This is a genomic window from Klebsiella sp. V115_8 (assembly GCF_029967715.1).
GTDB classification, from domain to species: domain Bacteria; phylum Pseudomonadota; class Gammaproteobacteria; order Enterobacterales; family Enterobacteriaceae; genus Klebsiella; species Klebsiella quasipneumoniae.
On the sequence record NZ_JASCAR010000040.1, the window covers coordinates 42,200 to 65,583 of the forward strand.

Annotated in this window: 21 protein-coding genes; 13 read left to right on the top strand and 8 right to left on the bottom strand. The window is 57.3% G+C overall.

From position 1 onward, the window contains the following. Positions 1 to 255: 255 nt before the first annotated feature. The 8 genes from yidZ to rpmH all read right to left on the bottom strand — a co-directional run bounded on the left by yidZ (position 256) and on the right by rpmH (position 6,878). Positions 256 to 1,215 carry an HTH-type transcriptional regulator YidZ gene (gene yidZ, locus QLG03_RS18430; protein ID WP_004202291.1) on the bottom strand — a complete coding sequence of 320 codons (960 nt, stop codon included), beginning with the start codon at positions 1,213 to 1,215 and terminating at the stop codon, positions 256 to 258. Continuing rightward, the gene (locus QLG03_RS18435; RefSeq protein ID WP_050534289.1) at positions 1,184 to 2,368 is read right to left on the bottom strand and encodes an MFS transporter; all 1,185 of its coding nucleotides are present in this window, start codon (positions 2,366 to 2,368) and stop codon (positions 1,184 to 1,186) included. The genes yidZ and QLG03_RS18435 overlap by 32 nt, the downstream gene beginning before the upstream one ends. Positions 2,369 to 2,467: 99 nt before the next feature. After that, positions 2,468 to 2,887 (bottom strand): GNAT family N-acetyltransferase, encoded by a 420-nt coding sequence (locus QLG03_RS18440; protein ID WP_023291462.1) that lies wholly within the window; start codon positions 2,885 to 2,887, stop codon positions 2,468 to 2,470. A 118-nt stretch (positions 2,888 to 3,005) separates the two neighbouring features. After that, the gene (gene mnmE, locus QLG03_RS18445; RefSeq protein WP_021313053.1) at positions 3,006 to 4,370 is read right to left on the bottom strand and encodes a tRNA uridine-5-carboxymethylaminomethyl(34) synthesis GTPase MnmE; all 1,365 of its coding nucleotides are present in this window, start codon (positions 4,368 to 4,370) and stop codon (positions 3,006 to 3,008) included. Between the two features lie 122 nt (positions 4,371 to 4,492). After that, entirely contained in the window at positions 4,493 to 6,139 is a 1,647-nt protein-coding gene (yidC, locus tag QLG03_RS18450; protein WP_023291460.1) for a membrane protein insertase YidC, read from the bottom strand. Positions 6,140 to 6,141: 2 nt separating this feature from the next. After that, positions 6,142 to 6,399: a membrane protein insertion efficiency factor YidD gene (yidD, locus tag QLG03_RS18455; protein ID WP_004151536.1), complete on the bottom strand. Its 258-nt coding sequence runs from the start codon at positions 6,397 to 6,399 to the stop codon at positions 6,142 to 6,144. After that, positions 6,363 to 6,722, bottom strand: coding sequence for a ribonuclease P protein component (gene rnpA, locus QLG03_RS18460; protein ID WP_004151535.1), 360 nt, complete (start codon positions 6,720 to 6,722; stop codon positions 6,363 to 6,365). Before rnpA ends, yidD begins: the two co-directional genes overlap by 37 nt. Before the next feature lie 15 nt (positions 6,723 to 6,737). Continuing rightward, entirely contained in the window at positions 6,738 to 6,878 is a 141-nt protein-coding gene (gene rpmH, locus QLG03_RS18465; RefSeq protein WP_000831330.1) for a 50S ribosomal protein L34, read from the bottom strand. A gap of 621 nt (positions 6,879 to 7,499) precedes the next feature. On the opposite strand from rpmH, the gene dnaA reads away from it, so the two are divergent. The 13 genes from dnaA (at position 7,500) to QLG03_RS18530 (ending at position 23,384) form a co-directional block, all read left to right on the top strand. Next, complete coding sequence (dnaA, locus tag QLG03_RS18470; RefSeq protein ID WP_017899658.1) at positions 7,500 to 8,903, top strand: chromosomal replication initiator protein DnaA; 1,404 nt, start codon at positions 7,500 to 7,502, stop codon at positions 8,901 to 8,903. Positions 8,904 to 8,907: 4 nt separating this feature from the next. Beyond that, a complete protein-coding gene (gene dnaN / locus QLG03_RS18475) occupies positions 8,908 to 10,008 on the top strand; it encodes a DNA polymerase III subunit beta (protein WP_004145090.1) in 1,101 nt (366 codons plus the stop codon). Positions 10,009 to 10,152: 144 nt separating this feature from the next. Then, positions 10,153 to 11,226 carry a DNA replication/repair protein RecF gene (gene recF / locus QLG03_RS18480; RefSeq protein ID WP_023291459.1) on the top strand — a complete coding sequence of 358 codons (1,074 nt, stop codon included), beginning with the start codon at positions 10,153 to 10,155 and terminating at the stop codon, positions 11,224 to 11,226. Between the two features lie 28 nt (positions 11,227 to 11,254). After that, positions 11,255 to 13,669, top strand: a complete 2,415-nt coding sequence (gene gyrB, locus QLG03_RS18485; RefSeq protein WP_255989690.1) for a DNA topoisomerase (ATP-hydrolyzing) subunit B — start codon at positions 11,255 to 11,257, stop codon at positions 13,667 to 13,669. A gap of 200 nt (positions 13,670 to 13,869) precedes the next feature. Further along, positions 13,870 to 14,682, top strand: a complete 813-nt coding sequence (gene yidA, locus QLG03_RS18490; RefSeq protein ID WP_023291455.1) for a sugar-phosphatase — start codon at positions 13,870 to 13,872, stop codon at positions 14,680 to 14,682. A gap of 150 nt (positions 14,683 to 14,832) precedes the next feature. After that, positions 14,833 to 15,915, top strand: a complete 1,083-nt coding sequence (locus QLG03_RS18495) for a hypothetical protein (RefSeq protein ID WP_023291454.1) — start codon at positions 14,833 to 14,835, stop codon at positions 15,913 to 15,915. Between the two features lie 20 nt (positions 15,916 to 15,935). Next, positions 15,936 to 17,051 carry a BamA/TamA family outer membrane protein gene (locus tag QLG03_RS18500; RefSeq protein ID WP_162543142.1) on the top strand — a complete coding sequence of 372 codons (1,116 nt, stop codon included), beginning with the start codon at positions 15,936 to 15,938 and terminating at the stop codon, positions 17,049 to 17,051. 229 nt (positions 17,052 to 17,280) lie between these two features. Beyond that, on the top strand, positions 17,281 to 17,970 hold the full coding sequence (dgoR, locus tag QLG03_RS18505) for a D-galactonate utilization transcriptional regulator DgoR (RefSeq protein ID WP_032454431.1): 690 nt from the start codon (positions 17,281 to 17,283) through the stop codon (positions 17,968 to 17,970). Then, on the top strand, positions 17,967 to 18,845 hold the full coding sequence (locus tag QLG03_RS18510) for a 2-dehydro-3-deoxygalactonokinase (protein WP_032454430.1): 879 nt from the start codon (positions 17,967 to 17,969) through the stop codon (positions 18,843 to 18,845). Before dgoR ends, QLG03_RS18510 begins: the two co-directional genes overlap by 4 nt. Then, entirely contained in the window at positions 18,829 to 19,446 is a 618-nt protein-coding gene (locus QLG03_RS18515) for a 2-dehydro-3-deoxy-6-phosphogalactonate aldolase (protein WP_117129486.1), read from the top strand. Before QLG03_RS18510 ends, QLG03_RS18515 begins: the two co-directional genes overlap by 17 nt. After that, positions 19,443 to 20,591: a galactonate dehydratase gene (gene dgoD / locus QLG03_RS18520; RefSeq protein WP_004150286.1), complete on the top strand. Its 1,149-nt coding sequence runs from the start codon at positions 19,443 to 19,445 to the stop codon at positions 20,589 to 20,591. Before QLG03_RS18515 ends, dgoD begins: the two co-directional genes overlap by 4 nt. Positions 20,592 to 20,768: 177 nt before the next feature. Then, positions 20,769 to 22,106 carry an MFS transporter gene (locus QLG03_RS18525; RefSeq protein ID WP_032447014.1) on the top strand — a complete coding sequence of 446 codons (1,338 nt, stop codon included), beginning with the start codon at positions 20,769 to 20,771 and terminating at the stop codon, positions 22,104 to 22,106. 51 nt (positions 22,107 to 22,157) lie between these two features. Continuing rightward, the gene (locus QLG03_RS18530; protein ID WP_152841945.1) at positions 22,158 to 23,384 is read left to right on the top strand and encodes a DUF3748 domain-containing protein; all 1,227 of its coding nucleotides are present in this window, start codon (positions 22,158 to 22,160) and stop codon (positions 23,382 to 23,384) included.

The window sequence follows — 23,384 nt, forward strand, 5'->3', positions numbered from 1 at the left end:
TTCAGGGAGCCGACGTGCGGATTGATGACAGGCCGCTGACAAACGTGTCGATAGCGGCTCCCCGGTACTGAGTATCCCTCGTGCAAAATGCGTTGCCATACGTCGCTCCGTGAGTAATGGTCTGAATAAAACGGCGGGCGCTATTATCGCCTGGTATTAACAGGTTTTAATGCCGAAATCCCCCCTTGAAAAGGGAATTTGTTTGAATTTTACAAATTCTTGCGCAAATAAGGTGCTATGGGCACGAAACAAGGCTTACAGCGTACCGGAATAGAGCGCTTTCAGCGTATCTCTAAGCCAGACAAGCTTCGGGTTGTAGCTGTTGCGTTTATGCCATAGCAAGGTGAAGGGGACGCGAAGCTTTTCCAGATGCTGCGGCTCCAGCGGCAGCGGTCGGGAGACCAGGGGGAGCTGGTGCTGCTGATTATAGTGCTGGCAGTAGCGCGGCGCGGTGGCCAGCATGGTGTGCTGCGGCTGGGCCGCCATAAAGAGGGATTGCTCAAACCCCGGCACGGTCAGCGCCACGTTACGTTTATGCCCCAGCTCCTGCAGCACGTCGTCCAGCGCCCAGGTATCGCGTTGTTCCCAGCAGATGGTGATATGCGGATAGCGTAAGAATGCCGCCAGATCCCATTCCTCCCTGAGCGCCGGATGATCGGCGCGCAGCCAGACCTGCGGCAGGTCGGTGAACAGCACATCAAAATCGATATACCACGGCAGCAGGCTTAGCAGCTCCCGCGACTGCGGATGGCTTTCGCGCCCGCAGAAGCCGATATCCACCTCGCCGCGAATGATGGCGTCCAGGGAGTCGTAGTCCCAGTTGCGCAAACGAATCAATGCCTGCGGATAGCGCTGATAGATGCGCTGGGAGAGGGTGTTAAACAGGATCATCAGCAGCGGCGTTTCCGCCGCCAGCTCGAACTTGAGGCCGCTCGGCATGGTGTGGTGCGGTTTATCGAGGATCTGGTTGCCCATCTGCATCCAGTCCGCCAGATCCTGCTCCATGCTGCTGACCAGCGGCGTGGGCGCCAGGCCCAGCGGCGTTTTGACAAACAGCGGATCGTCAAACCAGGCGCGCAGTTTGGCCAGCGACTTGCTCACCGCCGAGGGCGAAACGTTCATCCGCTTCGCCGTACGGGTAACGCTGAGCTCCTGGGTCAGGAGCTGCAGGCAGAGGAGTAAATTAAGATCGAGACTCGAAAGCGGCTTCTTCATCGTGTTGCGCAACCCGCGGCGGGGTGGCGACCAGTAGCAGAACAAGACTCACTATGCTACAGGCAATGAGTATCCCGATCAGCATATTCATTGCGCTGAGTCCGATGATAGCGGCGAGCCATATCCACAGCGACGAACCGCACACCTGCGCGATGCCGAGGACCGAGCTGGCGACACCGGCGCGCAGCGTGAATGGCCCCAGGGCCTGGCTCATCGCGACGCCGAAGCCGACGGAGAAGCCGGCGCAAATCATGCCCAGCCCGACCAGGGTGACGGCCTGGTGGGTGGCGATGCTCAGCGCCACGCCAGCCGCCAGAAACAGCAGCTGCGAGGTTATCATCAGGGTGCGCGGTTTAAACAGCGACAGGGCGAACGGCGTCGAGAAGGAGACCGCCATGCTGACCATCGCCATCAGCGCCATCGTCATGGAATAGGTGCCGCGATCGAACCCCATCTCCTCCATCATCAGTACCGGCGAGACGTTCACGTAGGTGAGGATCGCCGTTACGCTGAGGGTGGTGATGAGAATGCGGCTGAGGAAAAAGCGATTCAACAGCGATTCGTCCGCGCCATGCTGCGGCATAGCCGTCTGCGGAGGCGCCGTCGGACGCGTCTCGCGCAGGATAAATACCGCCAGTAAACCCACCGTTACCCCCATGCCGATCATGGTGTAGAACAGACTCTGCCACGGGAATTTCAGCATGATCAGGTGGCCGAGCACCGGCGCCAGAACGGGGATGATGCAGGTAATGCCGTTGAGCAACGACAGCACTTTGGCCCGCCGACGGTCGTCCAGCGTATCGCGCAGAATAGCGAAAGCCACCACGTAGCAGCAGCCGGCGCCGATCCCCTGGATAAAGCGTCCGGTAAGGAAGTGGCTGCTGGTGTGCGCCTGCGCGCAGAGCAGGGAGGCGATAACAAAGATCGCCGCGCCCACAATGGCGACAGGCTTGCGCCCCGAGCGGTCGGCGATACGGCCAGCAAACAGCATCGCGGAGGCCATTCCGGCCAGATAGACCGAGAAGGCGATATGTAATTGCGCCTCGCTGGCTCCCAGATCCTGAGCAATACGCGGCAGGCCGACGAGATACATATCGATGCCGGAGGGATAGAGCAGAACCAGGGCAAAGCTGCAGAGAAGAAAGCGTGTCATGAGATCCTCGCGATGTGAATGGCGTTCAGCATAGTGAGATACGCTCCGCAAGACGAGTTGCCATTTGGACAACGCTATTTTCCTGGCAGGAAACGCGAACTAGCGGCCCCGGCGTCGCCAGACGCGGGCCATCCCTTCGCTTTCCGGCCGAACGCTTTCGAAGCCAAACTTCGCGTACAGCTCCGGAACATCCGCCACCAGCGTAACGTAGGCGCCGTCAAAGGCGTTCGCATCCAGCCAGGCGACCAGTTTCTCCATCACCAGCCGGCCAAGGCCCTTCCCCTGGTGAGCCGGATCGACGGCGACGTCGACAATGTCGAAATTAATCGCGCCGTCGCCGACGATGCGCCCCATGGCGATCGGCGTCTCCTGCCAGAGGATATGTACGCCATAACAGCTTTGCGGCAGCCCGGCTCTGGCGCCTTCTACGGGGCGCGGCGACATGCCCGCTACCACCCGCAGGTGGCAAAACGCTTCGGCGGAGGGCACCTTCTCGATCACGGTATATTCAACGGTCATGCTTTAGTCTCGTGGTTAGGGGGAGATAAAAGTAGAGAACGTTGCGCCGCAAAGGGCAAGAAAAAACCCGCATTAACGCGGCGCTAATGCGGGTGAGTGAACGTTTACGGACTAAACGTTATTTGCCGATACAGAAGCTGGAGAAGATGCGGCCCAGCAGGTCGTCGGAGGTGAACTCCCCGGTGATCTCGCTCAGCGCCTGCTGCGCGAGACGCAGCTCTTCCGCCAGCAGCTCGCCGGCCCAGGCGCCCAGCAGCTGGGCTTTGCCCTGCTGCAGATGGTTCGCCGCCTCTTCCAGCGCCTGCAGATGGCGACGGCGGGCGAGGAAGCCGCCTTCCATATTGGTATCGAAGCCCATGCTCTGCTTGAGGTGATTACGCAGCACCTCGACGCCTTCGCCGGTGCGTGCCGACAGGCGGATCAGTGAGTGGCCATTTACTTCGCTGATACCCAGCGCTTCGCCGGTAACATCGGCTTTATTGCGCACCACAGTAATCGGCAGTTTAGCGGGCAGGCGCTCGATAAAATCTGGCCAGATCTCCGCCGGGTCAACGGCGCTGGTGGTGGTGCCATCGACCATAAACAGCACCCGGTCAGCCTGCGCAATCTCCTGCCAGGCGCGCTCGATGCCGATACGCTCCACTTCGTCATTGGCGTCGCGCAGGCCCGCGGTATCAATGATATGCAGCGGCATGCCGTCGATATGGATATGCTCGCGCAGCACATCGCGGGTGGTGCCCGCAATGTCGGTGACGATCGCCGCTTCGCGGCCCGCCAGGGCGTTCAGCAGGCTCGATTTACCGGCATTTGGCCGCCCGGCGATCACCACTTTCATCCCTTCGCGCAGCAGACTGCCCTGACGGGCTTCGGCGCGGACGGCGTCGAGGTCGGCCATCACCTCGTTCAGCTGGGCTTCAATTTTGCCGTCGGAGAGGAAATCAATTTCTTCATCCGGAAAATCAATCGCCGCTTCCACGTAGATGCGCAGGTGAGTGAGCGCTTCCACAAGGTGGTTCACCCGCGCGGAGAACGCCCCCTGCAGCGAGTTCAGCGCCGAGCGCGCCGCCTGTTCTGAGCTGGCGTCGATAAGATCGGCGATGGCCTCTGCCTGCGCCAGGTCGAGCTTGTCGTTAAGGAACGCGCGCTCGGAGAATTCGCCCGGTCTGGCGATGCGCAGGCCCGGCAGGGTCAGAATACGTTTGAGCAGCAGGTCGAGAATGACCGGGCCGCCGTGGCCCTGCAGCTCAAGCACATCTTCCCCGGTAAAGGAGTTCGGCCCGGGGAACCACAGCGCAATCCCCTGATCCAGCGGCGTACCGTCAACGTCGTTGAACGGCAGGTAGTCGGCATAGCGCGGCTTCGGCAGCTTGCCGAGTACCGCCTGCGCGACGTCTCGCGCTTTGAGGCCGGAGATACGCAGGATGCCCACACCCCCGCGTCCCGGTGGGGTTGCCTGGGCGACGATAGTGTCGTTATGGCTCATGGTGACTCTCTATGTAGATGTAAAAAAGGCGGTCCATTGACCGCCTTCTCTGGCATTAACGTTACCGTAACTACTCTAAATTATCCAGGTCGCAGATGCGTTGGCTTGAAGAATGAAGAGTATCAGGATTTCTTCTTCTCGCGGCTATGCAGGCCACGCTTCTCCAGACCACGGTAAATCAGCTGCTGCTGGATAATGGTCACCAGGTTGCTGACGATGTAGTACACCACCAGGCCAGACGGGAACCACAGGAAGAACACCGTGAAGATGACCGGCATAAAGGTCATGATCTTCTGCTGCATCGGGTCGGTCACGGTGGTCGGCGACATCTTCTGGATGAAGAACATCGTCGCGCCCATGATGATCGGCAGGATGTAGTACGGGTCTTGCGCAGACAGATCGTGGATCCACAGGATAAACGGCGCATGACGCAGTTCTACCGAGGCGCTCAGCATGTAGTACAGCGCAAGGAAGATCGGCATCTGGATAATCAGCGGGAAGCAGCCGCCCAGCGGGTTCACTTTTTCCGCTTTATACAGCGCCATCATCTCCTGGCTTTGACGTTGTTTATCGTCGCCCAGACGCTCGCGCATGGCCTGAATTTTCGGCTGCAGCATACGCATCTTCGCCATGGAGGTGTACTGCGCTTTGGTCAGCGGGTACATGATGCCACGAACGATAAAGGTGATGACGATAATCGAGAAGCCCCAGTTGCCGAGGAAGCCGTGGATGAATTTCAGCAGCTTGAACAGCGGTTGGGAGATGAACCACAGCCAGCCGTAGTCGACGGTCAGATCCAGGTGCGGCGCGACGGCAGCCATTTTGTCCTGAATCGCCGGGCCGACCCACAGCGTGCTCTGCAGTTTGTCGGTTTGACCAGGCTGCACCAGTACCGGCTGAGATTTATAGCCGATAGCGACAATGCCGTTGCCGAGGTTGGCGGTGTAGAAGTTATTCGTCCCGTTATTCTGCGGCACCCACGCGGTGGTGAAGTACTGCTGCAGCATGGCAACCCAACCGTTTTTGGTGCTGACGTTCAGGTTTTCATTGTCCAGGATGGTATCGAATTTGTATTTTTCGTATTTCGAATCCGCGGTGGAGAACGCCGCGCCACGGAAAGTATGCATCGTGGACAGGCCGCCGGTCTGCGTATCGCGACTGGACGGCAGCGCGGCGGTCTGCTTCAGCTGACCGAAGGTCGAGACTTCCAGCGGTTTCTCGCTGGCGTTCTGCACGCTATAACCCACGTTCACCGCATAATCACCGCGTTTCAGGGTGAAGGTCTTGGTGAAGACGTTGCCGGCTTTGTCGGTATAGGTCAGCGGAATAACGATTTCGTTCTGGCCATCAGCCAGTACATACGCATCTTTATCAGCGTTATACAGCGGACGCGGGCCGTTAGCCGGGTTATCCGGGCCGTCACGACCGGTTAAGCCGCTCTGCGCCTGGTAGATAAACTGTGGCGTAGTTTCCAGTAACTGGAACGGTTCAGTCGATTTCAGCGCTTTCGGGTAAGCCGGAAGCAGCGCTTGCTCAACATCACCACCGCGGGTGTTGATGGTCAGATCAAGCACATCAGTTTTAACCGTAATCAGTTTCCCCTGGCCACTGGCCGGTACGCCCTGGTCGGCGGCGCTACCCGCTGCTGTGGTCGTAGTCTGCGTGGTCTGCTGCTGGGGTTGCGGATTTTTGTCCTGCTCCCAGGCTTGCCAGATCATGAAAGACACGAACAACAAAGCGATGATAAGAAGATTGCGTTGCGAATCCATCGTTAGTGTTCTCTGGTATCAAATGGTCCAGGCGGGACGGGATCGTCACCACCAGGGTGTAAAGGGTGGCATTTTAATACGCGTTTCATCGTCAACCAACTGCCTTTTATCACTCCAAACCTGCGTAAGGCCTCAATTCCGTATTGAGAACAGGTTGGGGTGAAACGGCAATGCGGCCCGAGTAGCGGACTAATCAGGCGCTGATAAACTCGAATCAGGCCGATCAGGACCCGCGAGCCAGGCGACAATGGCGGCGCCATAATTTTTCCAACGCTTCCGAGAGAGCACGGTTATCGAGGTCGGCAACCCCTCTTTTCGCCACCACCACGAAATCCATTGGCGGGAGTTCATGTTGACGCAAACGAAAACTTTCACGCGTCAGACGTTTAATCCGATTGCGTTCATGTGCGCGTTTCACGTTTTTCTTGGCGACGGTGAGACCGATGCGGGGATGCCCCAGCGAATTCAGGCGGCCGAGGATGGTGATTTGCGGCGTGCCAGCCCGTTGTGGCTGCTGGAAGACGAAAGTGAAATGACTGGGAGTTAACAAGCGTAACTCCCTGGGAAATGCGAGCTTAACCACGCAGGGTTAGCTTTATTACTTGGAAACGGTCAGACGAGCGCGGCCTTTAGCACGACGACGTGCCAGAACCTGACGACCATTTTTAGTAGCCATACGAGCACGGAAGCCGTGAGAACGGTTGCGCTTCAGTACAGACGGTTGAAAAGTGCGTTTCATGGCGATTTCTACCTAAACTTGAATAAATTCACTGACTTTTGCGTAGACCCGAACGAACTTCGAACGACTTACGCCTCAGCGTGGGTGATTAAAGAGGCCGGATTGTAATAATTGTACACTCCGGAGTCAATTCTCTTTCCTTATTTCTCGCACCTCGTCGCACAAAAAATAAGCTGAGACGCGTGACGAAAACGGGCATTACGCGCCGGGTGGGGGATTATACGGCCTGGCCAGTAAAGCGCAAGGATCCTGAAGGATCTTTGTTAGATCGTTTCCGCCCAAAAGCGGCATAGCTCATTAATTTTTCCAATATGCGGCGGAAATCGTGCTTCACTCTTCCCAGGATCGATTACACTTACCCGGTTTCGATCCTTCCTGTGGATAAATCGGGAAGAATCTGTTGAGAAACACAAGATCTCTTTCTCAGTTTAGGCTATGATCCCCGGTCCCGATCGCGATCCCCGGATCCGCAGCGGGAAATAACCGCAGATAGCGGTTCGCACGTCACCCCTTTTGTGCAGGGGCTTTTCGGCTAATGCAGGGTCTTGTCGACGTGTGCCAACAATCACGATTGTTTCAGTTTTTCTTTGATATCGATTTTATGTTCGAGTGGAGTCCGCCGTGTCACTTTCGCTTTGGCAGCAGTGTCTTGCCCGATTGCAGGATGAGTTACCAGCCACAGAATTCAGCATGTGGATCCGCCCATTGCAGGCGGAACTGAGCGATAACACGCTGGCACTGTATGCGCCAAACCGTTTTGTGCTCGACTGGGTAAGGGACAAATACCTCAATAATATCAATGGACTCCTCAATGATTTTTGCGGTGCGGACGCCCCGCAGCTGCGTTTTGAGGTGGGAGCTAAGCCCGCCAGCTCGCTGCAGAAAGGGGCGGTAAGCCCGGCCGCAGCGACTATCCCGGCGGCGCAGGTGCAGACCGCGCGCGTGGCGCCGACGATCGTGCGCCCTGGCTGGGATAATGTCCCGGCGCCGGCGGAGCCGACCTACCGTTCTAACGTTAACGTGAAACACACGTTTGATAACTTCGTCGAAGGTAAATCTAACCAGCTGGCCCGCGCGGCGGCGCGTCAGGTGGCGGATAACCCGGGCGGCGCCTATAACCCCCTGTTCCTCTACGGCGGAACGGGCCTGGGTAAAACCCACCTGCTGCACGCGGTGGGGAACGGTATCGTGGCGCGTAAACCGAACGCCAAAGTGGTCTATATGCACTCGGAGCGTTTCGTTCAGGACATGGTTAAAGCGCTGCAGAACAACGCCATCGAAGAGTTTAAGCGCTACTACCGATCCGTTGACGCCCTGCTGATCGATGACATTCAGTTCTTCGCTAATAAAGAGCGATCCCAGGAAGAGTTTTTCCACACCTTCAACGCCTTGCTGGAAGGTAATCAGCAGATCATTTTGACTTCGGATCGTTATCCCAAAGAGATCAACGGCGTTGAAGATCGTCTGAAATCCCGCTTCGGCTGGGGGCTGACGGTGGCGATCGAGCCGCCGGAGCTGGAAACCCGCGTCGCGATCCTGATGAAAAAAGCCGATGAGAACGACATCCGCCTGCCGGGCGAAGTGGCGTTCTTTATTGCCAAGCGCCTGCGCTCAAACGTGCGTGAACTGGAGGGGGCGCTGAACCGCGTTATCGCCAACGCCAACTTCACCGGCCGGGCGATCACTATCGATTTCGTGCGCGAAGCGCTGCGCGATCTGCTGGCGCTGCAGGAAAAACTGGTCACCATCGACAATATTCAAAAGACGGTGGCGGAGTACTACAAGATTAAGGTAGCGGACCTGCTGTCCAAACGCCGCTCCCGTTCGGTGGCGCGTCCTCGCCAGATGGCGATGGCGCTGGCCAAAGAGCTGACCAACCACAGCCTGCCGGAAATCGGCGATGCGTTTGGCGGCCGCGACCATACCACCGTGCTGCACGCCTGCCGCAAGATTGAGCAGCTGCGTGAAGAAAGCCACGACATTAAAGAAGATTTTTCCAATTTAATCAGAACATTATCCTCGTGACGCTATGAAATTTACCGTAGAACGTGAACATTTATTAAAACCGCTGCAACAGGTGAGCGGTCCGTTAGGTGGTCGTCCGACGCTGCCCATTCTCGGTAACCTGCTGCTTCAGGTCGCGGACGGCGCGCTGTCGCTGACCGGTACCGATCTTGAAATGGAGATGGTGGCGCGCGTGGCGCTGGTTCAGCCGCACGAAGCGGGCGCCACCACCGTTCCGGCGCGTAAATTCTTTGATATCTGCCGCGGCCTGCCGGAAGGCGCGGAGATCGCGGTGCAGCTGGAAGGCGATCGCATGCTGGTGCGTTCCGGCCGCAGCCGCTTCTCGCTGTCGACCCTGCCCGCTGCCGACTTCCCGAATCTTGACGACTGGCAGAGCGAGGTGGAATTTACCCTGCCGCAGGCGACCATGAAGCGTCTGATCGAAGCGACGCAGTTCTCGATGGCGCACCAGGATGTTCGTTACTACTTAAACGGTATGCTGTTCGAAACCGAAGGCAGCGAACTGCGCACCGTCGCTACCGACGGTCACCGTCTGGCGGTCTGTTCGATGCCGCTGGAAGCGTCGCTGCCGAACCATTCGGTGATCGTGCCGCGTAAAGGGGTGATTGAGCTGATGCGGATGCTCGACGGCGGTGATACGCCGCTGCGCGTGCAGATCGGCAGCAATAATATCCGCGCCCATGTCGGCGATTTTATCTTCACTTCGAAGCTGGTTGATGGCCGTTTCCCGGATTATCGCCGCGTATTGCCGAAAAATCCGGATAAACACCTCGAAGCGGGCTGCGATATTCTGAAGCAGGCCTTTGCCCGCGCGGCGATTCTCTCCAATGAGAAATTCCGCGGCGTGCGGCTGTACGTTAGCGAAAATCAGCTGAAAATCACCGCCAATAACCCGGAGCAGGAAGAAGCGGAAGAGATTCTGGACGTGACCTACGCCGGCACGGAGATGGAGATTGGCTTCAACGTTAGCTACGTGCTGGATGTGCTGAACGCGCTGAAGTGCGAGAATGTGCGCATTCTGCTGACGGATTCGGTGTCGAGCGTGCAGATTGAGGATGCGGCTTCACAAAGCGCAGCCTATGTTGTCATGCCTATGCGCTTATAGAAAATATCGGGCTATCTTACTTGCCATTTTCAACCTGGGCTGTGCTCGTCCCTGTCACGTACTTCGTGTACGCTCCAGGGTCTGCGCGCAGTCCGCGTTGAAACTGGCTGCGCCGATTACGCCCTGGCCCGAAGAAACCCAGATATGTCACTGACGCGCTTACTTATCAAAGATTTCCGCAATATTGAACATGCGGATCTCGCTTTATCTCCCGGCTTTAACTTCCTGGTTGGCGCGAACGGCAGCGGCAAAACCAGCGTGCTGGAAGCCATCTACACGCTCGGCCATGGCCGGGCGTTTCGCAGTTTGCAAATTGGCCGGGTGATCCGCCACGAGCAGGAGGCCTTTGTTCTGCATGGCCGTCTGCAGGGCGAAGAGCGGGAAACCGCCATCGGCCTGACCAAAGACAAACAGGGCGACAGCAAGGTGCGTATCGACGGCACCGACGGCCACAAAGTGGCGGAGCTGGCGCACCTGATGCCGATGCAGCTGATTACGCCGGAGGGGTTTACTTTACTCAACGGCGGCCCCAAATACAGAAGAGCATTCCTTGACTGGGGATGCTTTCATAACGAAGCCGGATTCTTCACCGCCTGGAGCAACCTGAAGCGCCTGGTCAAGCAGCGCAACGCCGCGCTGCGTCAGGTCAGCCGTTATGCCCAGCTGCGCCCATGGGATCTGGAATTAATCCCGCTGGCGGAGCAGATCAGCCGCTGGCGTGCCGAATACAGCGCCGCTATCGTCGAAGACATGGCGGATACCTGTCAGCAATTTTTACCGGAATTCTCGCTCTCTTTCTCCTTCCAGCGCGGCTGGGAAAAAGAGACCGACTACGCTGAAGTGCTGGAGCGGAATTTCGAGCGTGACAGAATGTTAACCTATACCGCCCACGGCCCGCATAAAGCGGATTTCCGTATTCGCGCCGACGGGGCGCCGGTGGAAGATACCTTGTCGCGCGGGCAGCTTAAGCTGCTGATGTGCGCCCTGCGTCTGGCGCAGGGCGAGTTCCTCACCCGCGTCAGCGGGCGGCGCTGCCTGTACCTGATAGATGATTTTGCCTCGGAACTCGATGATGCCCGCCGCGGTCTGTTATCCAGTCGCCTGAAAGCGACGCAGTCGCAGGTTTTCGTCAGCGCCATCAGCGCTGAGCACGTTATGGACATGTCGGACAAAAATTCGAAGATGTTCCGCGTGGAAAAAGGTAAAATAACTGATTAACCCAAGATTAAATGAGCGAGAAACGTTGATGTCGAATTCTTATGACTCCTCCAGTATCAAAGTCCTGAAAGGGCTGGATGCGGTGCGTAAGCGCCCGGGTATGTATATCGGCGACACGGATGACGGCACCGGTCTGCACCACATGGTATTCGAGGTTGTGGATAACGCTATCGACGAAGCGCTCGCGGGTTACTGCAAAGATATCGTGGTGACCATCCACAGCGATAACTCCGTCTCCGTCCAGGATGACGGCCGCGGCATCCCGACCGGCATTCACCCGGAAGAGGGCGTCTCCGCAGCGGAAGTTATCATGACCGTCCTGCACGCTGGCGGTAAATTCGATGATAACTCCTATAAAGTCTCCGGCGGTCTGCACGGCGTAGGCGTCTCGGTGGTTAACGCCTTGTCGCAGAAGCTGGAGCTGGTTATCCAGCGCGATAACAAAGTGCACAAGCAGATGTATGAGCACGGTGTGCCGCAGGCGCCGCTGGCCGTGACCGGCGAGACCGACAAAACCGGCACCATGGTGCGTTTCTGGCCGAGCCTGGAAACCTTCACCAACGTCACCGAGTTTGAATACGATATCCTGGCGAAACGCCTGCGCGAGCTGTCGTTCCTGAACTCCGGAGTCTCTATCCGCCTGCGCGATAAGCGCGACGGCAAAGAAGATCATTTCCACTACGAAGGCGGCATCAAGGCGTTCGTTGAGTATCTCAACAAGAACAAAACGCCGATCCACCCGAATATCTTCTATTTCTCTACTGAAAAAGACGGTATCGGCGTGGAAGTGGCCCTGCAGTGGAACGACGGCTTCCAGGAAAACATTTACTGCTTTACCAACAACATTCCGCAGCGTGACGGGGGGACTCACCTTGCCGGCTTCCGCGCGGCGATGACCCGTACCCTCAACGCCTACATGGACAAAGAGGGCTACAGCAAAAAAGCGAAAGTCAGCGCCACCGGCGACGACGCCCGTGAAGGCCTGATTGCCGTGGTATCGGTGAAAGTGCCGGATCCGAAGTTCTCCTCGCAGACCAAAGACAAGCTGGTCTCCTCCGAGGTGAAATCGGCGGTTGAGCAGCAGATGAACGAACTGCTGAGCGAATACCTGCTGGAAAATCCGTCCGATGCGAAAATCGTGGTCGGCAAAATTATTGACGCCGCGCGCGCGCGCGAAGCCGCGCGTCGTGCCCGTGAGATGACCCGCCGTAAAGGGGCGCTGGATCTGGCTGGCCTGCCGGGCAAACTGGCGGACTGCCAGGAACGCGACCCGGCGCTCTCCGAACTGTACCTGGTGGAAGGGGACTCCGCGGGCGGCTCTGCGAAGCAGGGGCGTAACCGCAAGAATCAGGCGATCCTGCCGCTGAAGGGCAAAATCCTCAACGTTGAGAAAGCCCGCTTCGACAAGATGCTCTCTTCCCAGGAAGTGGCCACGCTGATCACCGCTCTGGGCTGCGGCATCGGCCGCGATGAGTACAACCCGGACAAACTGCGCTATCACAGCATCATCATCATGACCGATGCGGACGTCGACGGCTCGCACATTCGTACCCTGCTGTTGACCTTCTTCTATCGTCAGATGCCGGAGATCGTCGAGCGCGGCCATGTCTATATTGCTCAGCCGCCGCTGTACAAAGTGAAGAAAGGCAAGCAGGAACAGTATATTAAAGACGACGAAGCGATGGATCAGTATCAGATTGCCATCGCCCTCGACGGCGCCACCCTGCATACCAACGCCAATGCGCCAGCGCTGGCGGGCGAACCGCTGGAAAAACTGGTTGCTGAGTTTAACGCCACCCAGAAAATGATTGGCCGCATGGAGCGCCGCTTCCCGAAAGCGCTGCTGAAAGAGCTTATCTATCAGCCGACCCTGACCGAGGCCGATCTGGCGGACGAACAGAAGGTGACCCGCTGGATGAACACACTGGTCTCCGAGCTGAATGAGAAAGAGCAGCACGGCAGCCAGTGGAAATTTGATCTCCATGAGAACAAAGAGCTGCAGCATTTTGAACCGGTTATTCGCGTTCGTACCCACGGCGTGGATACCGACTATCCGCTGGATAATGAGTTCATTATGGGGCCGGAATATCGCCGTATCTGTACCCTGGGCGAGAAACTGCGCGGCCTGATGGAAGAAGATGCTTACATCGAGCGCGGCGAACGCCGTCAGCCGGTAGCCAGCTTTGAGCAGGCTCTGGACTGGCTGGTGAAAGAGTCCCGTCGCGGCCTCTCTATCCAGCGCTATAAAGGTCTGGGCGAGATGAACCCGGATCAGCTGTGGGAGACCACCATGGATCCGGACAGCCGCCGTATGCTGCGCGTGACCGTCAAGGACGCGATTGCCGCCGACCAGCTGTTCACTACCCTGATGGGTGATGCCGTTGAACCGCGTCGCGCGTTTATCGAAGAGAACGCCCTGAAAGCGGCGAATATCGATATCTAAGCCGTGTGTTCCCCCGGCGCGAGTTTGACCGGGGTAACGGAATGTCTGAGCCCGGGCGCATAGCGCGACCGGGCTTTTCTTTGCCAGTAAAAGGGGAATCCTCTGCTGCGGTTCCATCCCCCTTTCTGGCCGACACTTTTACTGTTTTTTGAGCGGAATCGCGTTAGCATGAGGGAAGACTCATCTTACCCGGGGATCCTATGGCTATTAAACTGATTGCAATTGATATGGATGGCACGCTGCTGCTGCCCGATCACACTATCTCTCCCGCCGTTAAAAACGCCATTGCCGCCGCCCGTGAAAAAGGGGTGAACGTGGTGCTGACCACCGGCCGCCCTTACGCGGGTGTCCACAGCTATCTGAAAGAGCTGCATATGGAGCAGCCGGGTGATTACTGCATCACCTACAATGGCGCGCTGGTGCAGAAAGCCGGGGACGGCAGCACCGTCGCACAAACCGCGCTGAGCTATGACGACTATCGCTTCCTCGAACAGCTCTCCCGCGAAGTCGGCTCCCACTTCCACGCGCTCGATCGCAATACGCTGTATACCGCGAATCGCGATATCAGCTACTACACCGTGCATGAATCCTATGTGGCGACCATCCCGCTGGTGTTCTGCGAAGCGGAAAAGATGGACCCTGAGATCCAGCTGCTGAAGGTAATGATGATCGATGAGCCGGCGATCCTCGACAAGGCCATCGCCCGTATCCCGGCGGAAGTGAAAGAAAAGTACACCGTGCTGAAAAGCGCGCCTTACTTCCTCGAAATACTGGATAAACGCGTCAATAAAGGCACCGGCGTGAAGTCGCTGGCCGATGCGCTGGGTATCAAACCGGAAGAGATTATGGCGATAGGGGATCAGGAAAATGATATCGCGATGATTGAATTTGCCGGCGTCGGCGTGGCGATGGATAACGCCATTCCGGCGGTCAAAGAAGCGGCGAACTTCATTACCAAATCGAACCTCGATGATGGCGTCGCCTTCGCTATTGAAAAATACGTTTTAGCGTAAGCTTCCTTCAGGTCCGGCGTTCGTCGGGCCTGTCTTCTCTTTTTTCATGAACAGATGTTAATCCGCATTTAAATCCCTTATTCCGCACAGGGGATTCTATAAGCTACCCGCCCTCTTTTTTTGCAATTCAGAACTAACATCAGATTTTTCATGAATAAACGCCATTATTTGATGTTGGTTACGCTGCCATTCGCCTCTGTTCAGATCTGCGCGGCCGCGGAACCAACAACGCCGCTTGAGCCGGCGTACGCCTATCACGGCGCCGAGCCCGCGGATCTGCCGGCGCCAGAAAGTCGCCAGCCTGCGGCGACAGCATCGTCCTCGCTACTCCCTTTGCTAGGCGACGAGGCCAGAAAGCGTGGCTACGTCCTGCCGCTGCCGTTTGGCGTCAGCATTAACTATATGGATATGCGGCAGAATATTAATGTCGACAGCATTAGCTTCACCGGCCTGTCGCTGGACGGCCGCAATATCGATTGCGGTAAGGATCCTGTTTGCAAACGCGCCGTGAAGCACATTTTCGGAAATGGGCCGGTCTCGCTGGACAACGCCTTCCAGATTGGCGTCGGTAATACGCGGGAAAGCAGCAAAACCGAGACGCTCAAGCTGGATGCCTGGCTGCTGCCGTTTATGAATGTTTATGGTCTCGTCGGACACACCGAGGGGCACTCCATTTCGCAGATTGCCGTCGGGCTGAAGGGGCCGAACGGCAAAGTGGTGCCGATGCCGGGGATGCAGGACCTCGACTTTCGCCTCGATTTTAAAGGCACCACCTATGGGATGGGCACCACGCTGGTGGGCGGCATCGGCAACTGGTTTACCGTACTGGACGCTAACTACACCCAGACGCGCTTTGATATCCTCGACGGCAGCATCGATGCGTTTACCTTTTCGCCTCGCGTAGGCTATCGTTTCAATACGCCATCGGTCGATGCGCTACATCTCCCGGCCGGAAAGCTGAATCTATGGGTCGGCAGCATGTATCAGGACGTGCAGCAAGAGTTTAAGGGTAGCCTTAACGATCTCTCGATGCCGTCGCCGATGCTGCAAAACATGGTCAACCTGGCCAACCAGGACAATCATGGCCGCTTTGATGTGAAACAGCATCTGCAGTCGCCGTGGAACGTGCTGGTGGGAGCGCAGTATGAGCTGACGCAGAATTTTAATATCACCACGGAGTTTGGTTTTGCCGAGCGTAACAGCTTCTTTATCTCCGGCGAGTATCGCTTTTGAGCCGACCGCTTAACCCTGTTCTGTTGCTTCTGACATGGGCGCTATGCGCGCCGGTCCAGGCGCAGGCCATCAGCCGCGAGCAAATCGACGGCTGGCTGCAGCATCTCGGCGCCAGCGATGAATTCGACGCCAGCAAAGGCATTGACTGGGGCGTGATGCCCGGTCCGTTCTATACGCCGGAGTTGGGGCTGGGCATCGGCACTGCCGTCGTCGGTCTCTACCGTCCCGATCCGCAGGATACCACCAGCCAGAATTCCACGCTGACGCTCAGCGGCTACGCCAGCTCCACCGGCGCCTTCGGCCTTAGCGTGAAAAACTACGCTTTTTTTGACCACGACCGATGGCGAATTTTTGTTGATGGATCGATGGCCAACACCCCGACGTATTTCTGGGGACAAGGCTTTCATGCCGGCGATAAAGACAACGAAAAAGAGAAATATACCGCCCAGGTGCTGACCCTGCGCCCGACGGTCTACCGGCAGCTTATCGACAATGTTTATCTCGGCGCCGGATGGTCGCTGGCGGCGCAGAATGCCGATGAGATGGACCATAACGATTTGCCGAAAATTGAAAATACCCCGCAGGGGCCGTCGGTATTCAGCTCGGGCGCCAGCGTCGCGCTCAACTGGGACGATCGCGACTTTGTCCCCAATCCGCGCCGGGGTCAGTATGCCAACTTCCGTTACACCCACTATGCGCCCGGCTTAGGCAGCGATACCCGCTTTGACGAATTTCAGCTGCACTATAGCCATTATCATGCCCTCAGCGAGAAGAGCGTCCTCGCCTGGGAGGCCGATGGCGCTTTCACCCAGGGCGATGTGCCATGGAGCATGATGCCCCTGCTGGGCAGTGATGAGCGGATGCGCGGCTACTATCAGGGGCGTTATCGCGACAAAAACGTCGTTAGCAGCCAACTGGAATACCGCCGGCAGCTCACCTGGCGACACGGGATTGTGGCCTGGGCCGGGGCGGGAACCATGGGGCCATCCATGGATTCCCTGAATGACGGACGCTGGCTGCCTTCGGCGGGCGTCGGCTACCGCTTTGAATTCAAACCTCGCGTTAACGTTCGCCTCGACTACGGTATCGGCAAAGGCAGCAGCGGCTTTTACTTCCAGGTCGGCGAAGCGTTTTAACGCGTCCTCCCCTTCTTTTTCTCTCTTATCGCCTCTTGCCAGGGCTGCTGCGTTTTAATTTCCATGGATTGTTCTTTTTGTGATCCAAATTGTAGTACAACACAATAATATTGTACTACAGTGCGCTCATGTTGATAACGTACAGCATCACGTTAGTAGTACAAACATGAGGCGAAATTCAGCAGCGACGGTAAAGTAGAGCAGTACACATAGAGCACAAGGACTCTCCATGACTCTCAATAAGACCGATCGCATTGTGATCTCGCTGGGCAGACAAATCGTCAGCGGTAAATACGTTCCCGGTTCGGCGCTTCCGGCCGAAGCGGAACTCTGTGAGGAGTTTGAAACCTCGCGCAACATCATCCGCGAAGTGTTTCGTTCCCTGATGGCGAAGCGGCTGATTGAAATGAAGCGCTATCGCGGCGCGTTTGTCGCCTCCAGAAACCAGTGGAACTACCTCGATACCGAGGTGCTGCAGTGGGTACTGGAAAATGACTATGACCCGCGTCTTATCAGCGCCATGAGTGAAGTGCGCAACCTGGTTGAACCCGCCATCGCACGTTGGGCGGCGGAACGCGCCACCTCAAGCGATCTGGCGGAAATCGAGTCGGCGCTGAATGACATGATTGCTAATAACCAAAACCGGGATGCCTTTAACGAAGCGGATATTCGCTACCACGAGGCGGTGCTGCAGTCAGTACATAATCCGGTTTTGCAGCAGCTTAGCGTGGCGATCAGTTCGCTGCAGCGGGCGGTATTTGAACGGACCTGGATGGGCGATGAAGGCAACATGCCGAAAACGCTCCAGGAACATAAAGCGCTATTTGACGCCATTCGGCATCAGGATAGCGACGCGGCAGAGCAGGCGGCGTTGACGATGATCGCCAGCTCGACACGAAGGCTCAAGGAAATCACATGACGGCTCGCTACATCGCAATAGATTGGGGATCGACGAATTTACGCGCCTGGCTGTACCAGGGCGAAGAATGCCTGGAAAGCAGGCAATCTGAAGCAGGCGTAACGCGCCTGAATGGTCGATCTCCCGCTGCGGTGTTAGCGGAAATCACACAATACTGGCGCGATGGCGCCACACCGGTGGTGATGGCAGGTATGGTCGGTAGCAACGTGGGCTGGAAAATTGCCCCTTATTTGCCGCTTCCTGCCGCTTTCTCGGATATTGGCCAGCAGTTAACTGCCGTTGGCGACAATATCTGGATAATTCCCGGCCTTTGCGTTTCCCGTGACGATAACCATAACGTCATGCGCGGGGAAGAAACGCAACTGCTGGGCGCACGCGCCTTAGCCCCTTCGTCTGTCTATGTGATGCCAGGAACCCACTGCAAATGGGTACTGGCCGATCGCCTGCAAATTCACGATTTTCGTACCGTTTTGACCGGTGAGTTGCATCATCTGTTGCTTCAGCACTCGCTGGTGGGCGCCGGCTTGCCGCCGCAGGAAACGTCCGCCGACGCATTCGCGGCCGGTCTGCAGCGCGGTATCAACAACCCCGCCGTCCTGCCGCAGCTGTTTGAAGTGCGCGCTTCGCACGTGCTGGGCGCGTTGCCTCGCGAGCAGGTTAGCGAATTTCTTTCCGGCCTGCTGATTGGCGCTGAAGTTGCCACCCTCAGCGCCACGTTCGCCGGAGAGCAGGCGATTACCCTCGTCGCCGGGTCATCGTTAACGTCCCGCTATCAGCAGGCATTCCGCGCCATTGGCCGCGAAGTCACTGCGGTTGCGGGCGATACGGCATTTCAGACAGGAATAAGGAGCATCGCTTATGCAGTGGCAAACTAACCTTCCGCTTATCGCTATTCTGCGCGGTATTACGCCAGACGAGGCGCTGGCTCACGTTGGCGCCGTTATCGACGCCGGTTTCGACGCGGTCGAAATCCCGCTGAACTCGCCGCAGTGGGAGAAAAGTATTCCGCAGGTCGTCGACGCTTACGGCGAGCAGGCGCTTATCGGCGCGGGCACCGTGCTGCAACCGGAGCAGGTCGATCGGCTGGCGGCCATGGGCTGTCGGCTGATTGTGACGCCAAACATTCAACCGGAAGTGATCCGGCGAGCGGTGGGTTACGGCATGACCGTATGTCCAGGCTGCGCCACCGCCAGCGAAGCTTTCAGCGCGCTCGATGCCGGCGCGCAGGCGCTGAAAATTTTCCCGTCATCGGCTTTTGGCCCGGATTACATCAAAGCGTTGAAAGCCGTGCTGCCGCCGGAAATTCCGGTCTTTGCCGTCGGCGGCGTGACGCCGGAAAACCTGGCGCAGTGGATTAAAGCCGGCTGTGTGGGGGCTGGGCTGGGGAGCGATCTCTATCGTGCCGGCCAGTCGGTTGAACGTACCGCGCAGCAGGCAGCCGCATTCGTAAAAGCGTATCGAGAGGCAGTGAAATGAAAATAACCAATATCACCACGTACCGTTTACCTCCGCGTTGGATGTTCCTGAAGATTGAAACCGATGAAGGCATCGTCGGCTGGGGAGAACCGGTGATTGAAGGGCGCGCCCGAACGGTGGAAGCCGCCGTTCATGAATTTGGCGATTATCTGATTGGTCAGGATCCGGCGCGGATTAATGACCTGTGGCAGGTGATGTACCGCGGCGGCTTTTATCGCGGCGGTCCGATTATGATGAGCGCCATCGCCGGTATTGACCAGGCGTTATGGGATATTAAAGGTAAGGTCCTGAATGCCCCGGTCTGGCAACTGATGGGCGGGCTGGTGCGCGACAAAATTAAAGCCTACAGCTGGGTGGGCGGCGACCGCCCCGCCGAAGTGATTGACGGGATTAAGAAGCTGCGCGGCATTGGTTTCGATACCTTTAAATTAAACGGCTGCGAAGAGATGGGCATCATTGATAATTCCCGCGCGGTTGATGCGGCGGTGAATACCGTGGCGCAAATCCGCGAAGCGTTTGGCAATGAAATTGAGTTTGGCCTCGATTTTCATGGTCGGGTAAGCGCGCCGATGGCCAAAGTATTAATTAAAGAGCTGGAACCGTATCGCCCATTATTTATTGAGGAGCCGGTATTAGCCGAGCAGGCGGAATATTATCCGCGGCTGGCGGCGCAAACCCATATCCCTATTGCCGCCGGCGAACGTATGTTTTCGCGTTTTGAATTTAAACGGGTCCTTGAAGCGGGCGGGGTGGCTATTTTACAACCCGATCTGTCGCACGCAGGCGGTATTACCGAATGCTATAAAATTGCCGGCATGGCGGAAGCCTATGACGTTGGGCTGGCGCCGCACTGTCCGCTGGGGCCGATCGCACTGGCAGCCTGTCTGCACGTTGATTTCGTTTCGCATAACGCGGTCTTCCAGGAGCAGAGCATGGGGATCCACTACAACAAAGGCGCCGAACTGCTTGATTTTGTGAAAAACAAAGAAGATTTCAATATGGAAGGCGGCTTCTTTAAACCACTGATGAAGCCGGGGCTGGGCGTGGAAATTGATGAGGCCCGCGTGATTGAGTTAAGTAAAAACGCGCCGGACTGGCGAAACCCGTTGTGGCGGTATGAGGATGGCTCTGTCGCCGAATGGTAAATGCGCGTCATACTTCGCGCTGGTGATGCGTTGGCTGCATTTTCTTACCCTGGTCACATACGATTGTATGCTCCCAGGGATGCGAAAATTTGCCGCCTTTCCCCAGCACAAATTATTTAGCGCATCGCAACATAGTTATTAATACAAAACAAAAACACCCTCTGTAAATTACCGGGCATGGTGAGCGGCTTCGCTATGCCCAAAATCTGGAGACAGATTGCGATGGATATTTCAGTTACCGCTGTAAAAACCGGGCGTCGCCGTTATCTGACGCTCATCATGATCTTTATTACCGTGGTTATTTGTTATGTTGACCGCGCCAACCTCGCCGTCGCCTCGGCGCATATTCAGGAGGAGTTTGGTATTAGCAAAGCGGAAATGGGCTACGTATTTTCCGCCTTTGCCTGGCTGTATACCCTCTGCCAGATCCCGGGCGGTTGGTTCCTTGACCGCGTGGGGTCCCGGCTTACCTACTTTATCGCCATCTTTGGCTGGTCTGTAGCCACGTTGCTACAAGGCTTCGCCACCGGCTTAATGTCGCTCATAGGCCTGCGCGCTATCACCGGGATCTTCGAAGCACCTGCCTTTCCAACCAATAACCGCATGGTGACCAGTTGGTTCCCGGAGCATGAACGCGCCTCCGCCGTCGGGTTTTATACCTCGGGGCAATTTGTTGGCCTGGCTTTCTTAACGCCGCTGCTGATTTGGATCCAGGAGCTATTGAGCTGGCACTGGGTGTTTATTGTTACCGGCGGTATCGGCATTATCTGGTCGCTGATCTGGTTCAAGGTTTATCAACCGCCGCGGCTGACCAAAAGCATCAGCAAAGCCGAACTCGACTATATTCGCGACGGCGGCGGCCTGGTGGATGGCGATGCGCCGGTGAAGAAAGAGGCGCGTCAACCGTTATCGAAAGCGGACTGGAAGCTGGTCTTTCATCGCAAGCTGGTCGGTGTTTACCTTGGGCAGTTTGCGGTAACCTCGACGCTGTGGTTCTTCCTGACCTGGTTCCCGAACTACTTAACCCAGGAAAAAGGCATTACCGCGCTGAAGGCCGGTTTTATGACCACGGTGCCCTTCCTCGCTGCGTTTTTTGGCGTCCTGCTCTCTGGTTGGCTGGCGGATAAACTGGTGAAAAAAGGCTATTCGCTGGGCGTGGCGCGTAAAACGCCGATCATCTGCGGACTGCTGATCTCCACCTGCATCATGGGGGCGAACTACACCAACGACCCGGTATGGATTATGGCGCTGATGGCGCTGGCATTCTTCGGTAACGGTTTTGCCTCCATTACCTGGTCGCTGGTCTCATCCCTGGCGCCGATGCGCCTGATCGGTCTAACCGGAGGCGTGTTTAACTTTGTTGGCGGCCTGGGGGGCATCACCGTACCGCTCGTGATTGGCTATCTGGCGCAGGATTACGGCTTTGGCCCGGCGTTGGTCTATATCTCCGTGGTGGCGCTGATAGGCGCGCTGTCTTATATCCTGCTGGTCGGCGATGTGAAACGTGTAGGCTAAATTTTTGCGATACGCTACCCTGATGCGTAAGTCTCGCATCAGGGTATCGTTATGAAACAAGTCACTTTTGCTCCCCGGCATCATCAGCTTACCAATGTTAATACCTGGACCCCCGACAGCCAGTGGCTGGTGTTCGACGTCCGCCCGTCCGGTGCGTCGTTCACCGGCGAGACCATTGAGCGAGTGAACGTAAACAGCGGCGCGGTGGAGACCATTTATCGTGCCACGCAAGGCGCGCACGTGGGCGTGGTGACCGTGCATCCAACCCAGGAGCGCTACGTGTTCATTCACGGCCCCGAGCGGCCGGATGCGCAATGGCAGTATGATTTTCATCACCGCCGCGGGGTGGTGGCCTTTCAGGATACCGTCGAGAATCTGGACGCCATGGACATCACTGCCCCTTACACCCCCGGGGCGCTGCGCGGCGGCAGCCACGTCCATGTCTATAGCCCCAACGGCCAGCTGGTCAGTTTTACCTACAACGATCATGTGCTGCACGAGCGCGACCCGGCGCTGGATCTGCGCAACGTCGGCGTGGCCGCGCCGTATGGACCCGTGACGCCGCCGGGCCACCATCCGCGCGAATACGGCGGCAGCCACTGGTGCGTGCTGGTGAGCCGCACGACGTCGACTCCCGCACCGGGCAGCGATGAGATTAATCGCGCCTATGAAGAGGGCTGGGTCGGGAACCATGCGCTGGCGTTTATTGGCGATACGCTGGCGGAAAACGGCGACAAAGTCCCGGAGCTGTTTATTGTCGATCTGCCGCAGGATGAAGCCAGCTGGAAGCAGCCCGGCGGGGAGCCGCTGGCCGGTACCGCAACCACGATGCCCGCGCCGCCGGCGGGCGTCAGTCAGCGTCGTTTGACCTTCACCCACCATCGCCGTTATCCGGGGCTGGTGAATATTCCACGTCACTGGGTGCGCGCCAATCCACAGGCTACGAGCATCGCCTTCCTGATGCGCGACGACGCCGGTGTGGTGCAGCTGTGGCTGATTTCCCCACAGGGGGGCGAGCCGTGGCAGTTGACGCATCACACGTCGGGTATCCAGTCAGCGTTTAACTGGCATCCGTCGGGAGAGTGGCTGGGCTTTGTACTGGAGGGGCGGATTGCCTGCTGTCATGCCGGCACAGGCGATATCACCTTTTTAACCGAGGCGCATGCTCATGCGCCCTCGGCGGACGCGATCGTCTTTTCGCCAGACGGTAAACAGATTGCCTGGATGGAGGAGGTGGACGGTTATCGCCAGCTGTGGGTCACGCAGACCGGGCGATAA

Coding starts and splice junctions, on each gene's coding strand:
- yidZ (WP_004202291.1), bottom strand. CDS start 1,215: ATGAAGAAGCCGCTTTCGAGTCTCGATCTTAATTTACTCCTCTGCCTG.
- QLG03_RS18435 (WP_050534289.1), bottom strand. CDS start 2,368: ATGACACGCTTTCTTCTCTGCAGCTTTGCCCTGGTTCTGCTCTATCCC.
- QLG03_RS18440 (WP_023291462.1), bottom strand. CDS start 2,887: ATGACCGTTGAATATACCGTGATCGAGAAGGTGCCCTCCGCCGAAGCG.
- mnmE (WP_021313053.1), bottom strand. CDS start 4,370: ATGAGCCATAACGACACTATCGTCGCCCAGGCAACCCCACCGGGACGC.
- yidC (WP_023291460.1), bottom strand. CDS start 6,139: ATGGATTCGCAACGCAATCTTCTTATCATCGCTTTGTTGTTCGTGTCT.
- yidD (WP_004151536.1), bottom strand. CDS start 6,399: ATGGCGCCGCCATTGTCGCCTGGCTCGCGGGTCCTGATCGGCCTGATT.
- rpmH (WP_000831330.1), bottom strand. CDS start 6,878: ATGAAACGCACTTTTCAACCGTCTGTACTGAAGCGCAACCGTTCTCAC.
- dnaN (WP_004145090.1), top strand. CDS start 8,908: ATGAAATTTACCGTAGAACGTGAACATTTATTAAAACCGCTGCAACAG.
- recF (WP_023291459.1), top strand. CDS start 10,153: ATGTCACTGACGCGCTTACTTATCAAAGATTTCCGCAATATTGAACAT.
- gyrB (WP_255989690.1), top strand. CDS start 11,255: ATGTCGAATTCTTATGACTCCTCCAGTATCAAAGTCCTGAAAGGGCTG.
- yidA (WP_023291455.1), top strand. CDS start 13,870: ATGGCTATTAAACTGATTGCAATTGATATGGATGGCACGCTGCTGCTG.
- QLG03_RS18495 (WP_023291454.1), top strand. CDS start 14,833: ATGAATAAACGCCATTATTTGATGTTGGTTACGCTGCCATTCGCCTCT.
- dgoR (WP_032454431.1), top strand. CDS start 17,281: ATGACTCTCAATAAGACCGATCGCATTGTGATCTCGCTGGGCAGACAA.
- QLG03_RS18510 (WP_032454430.1), top strand. CDS start 17,967: ATGACGGCTCGCTACATCGCAATAGATTGGGGATCGACGAATTTACGC.
- QLG03_RS18515 (WP_117129486.1), top strand. CDS start 18,829: ATGCAGTGGCAAACTAACCTTCCGCTTATCGCTATTCTGCGCGGTATT.
- dgoD (WP_004150286.1), top strand. CDS start 19,443: ATGAAAATAACCAATATCACCACGTACCGTTTACCTCCGCGTTGGATG.
- QLG03_RS18525 (WP_032447014.1), top strand. CDS start 20,769: ATGGTGAGCGGCTTCGCTATGCCCAAAATCTGGAGACAGATTGCGATG.
- QLG03_RS18530 (WP_152841945.1), top strand. CDS start 22,158: ATGAAACAAGTCACTTTTGCTCCCCGGCATCATCAGCTTACCAATGTT.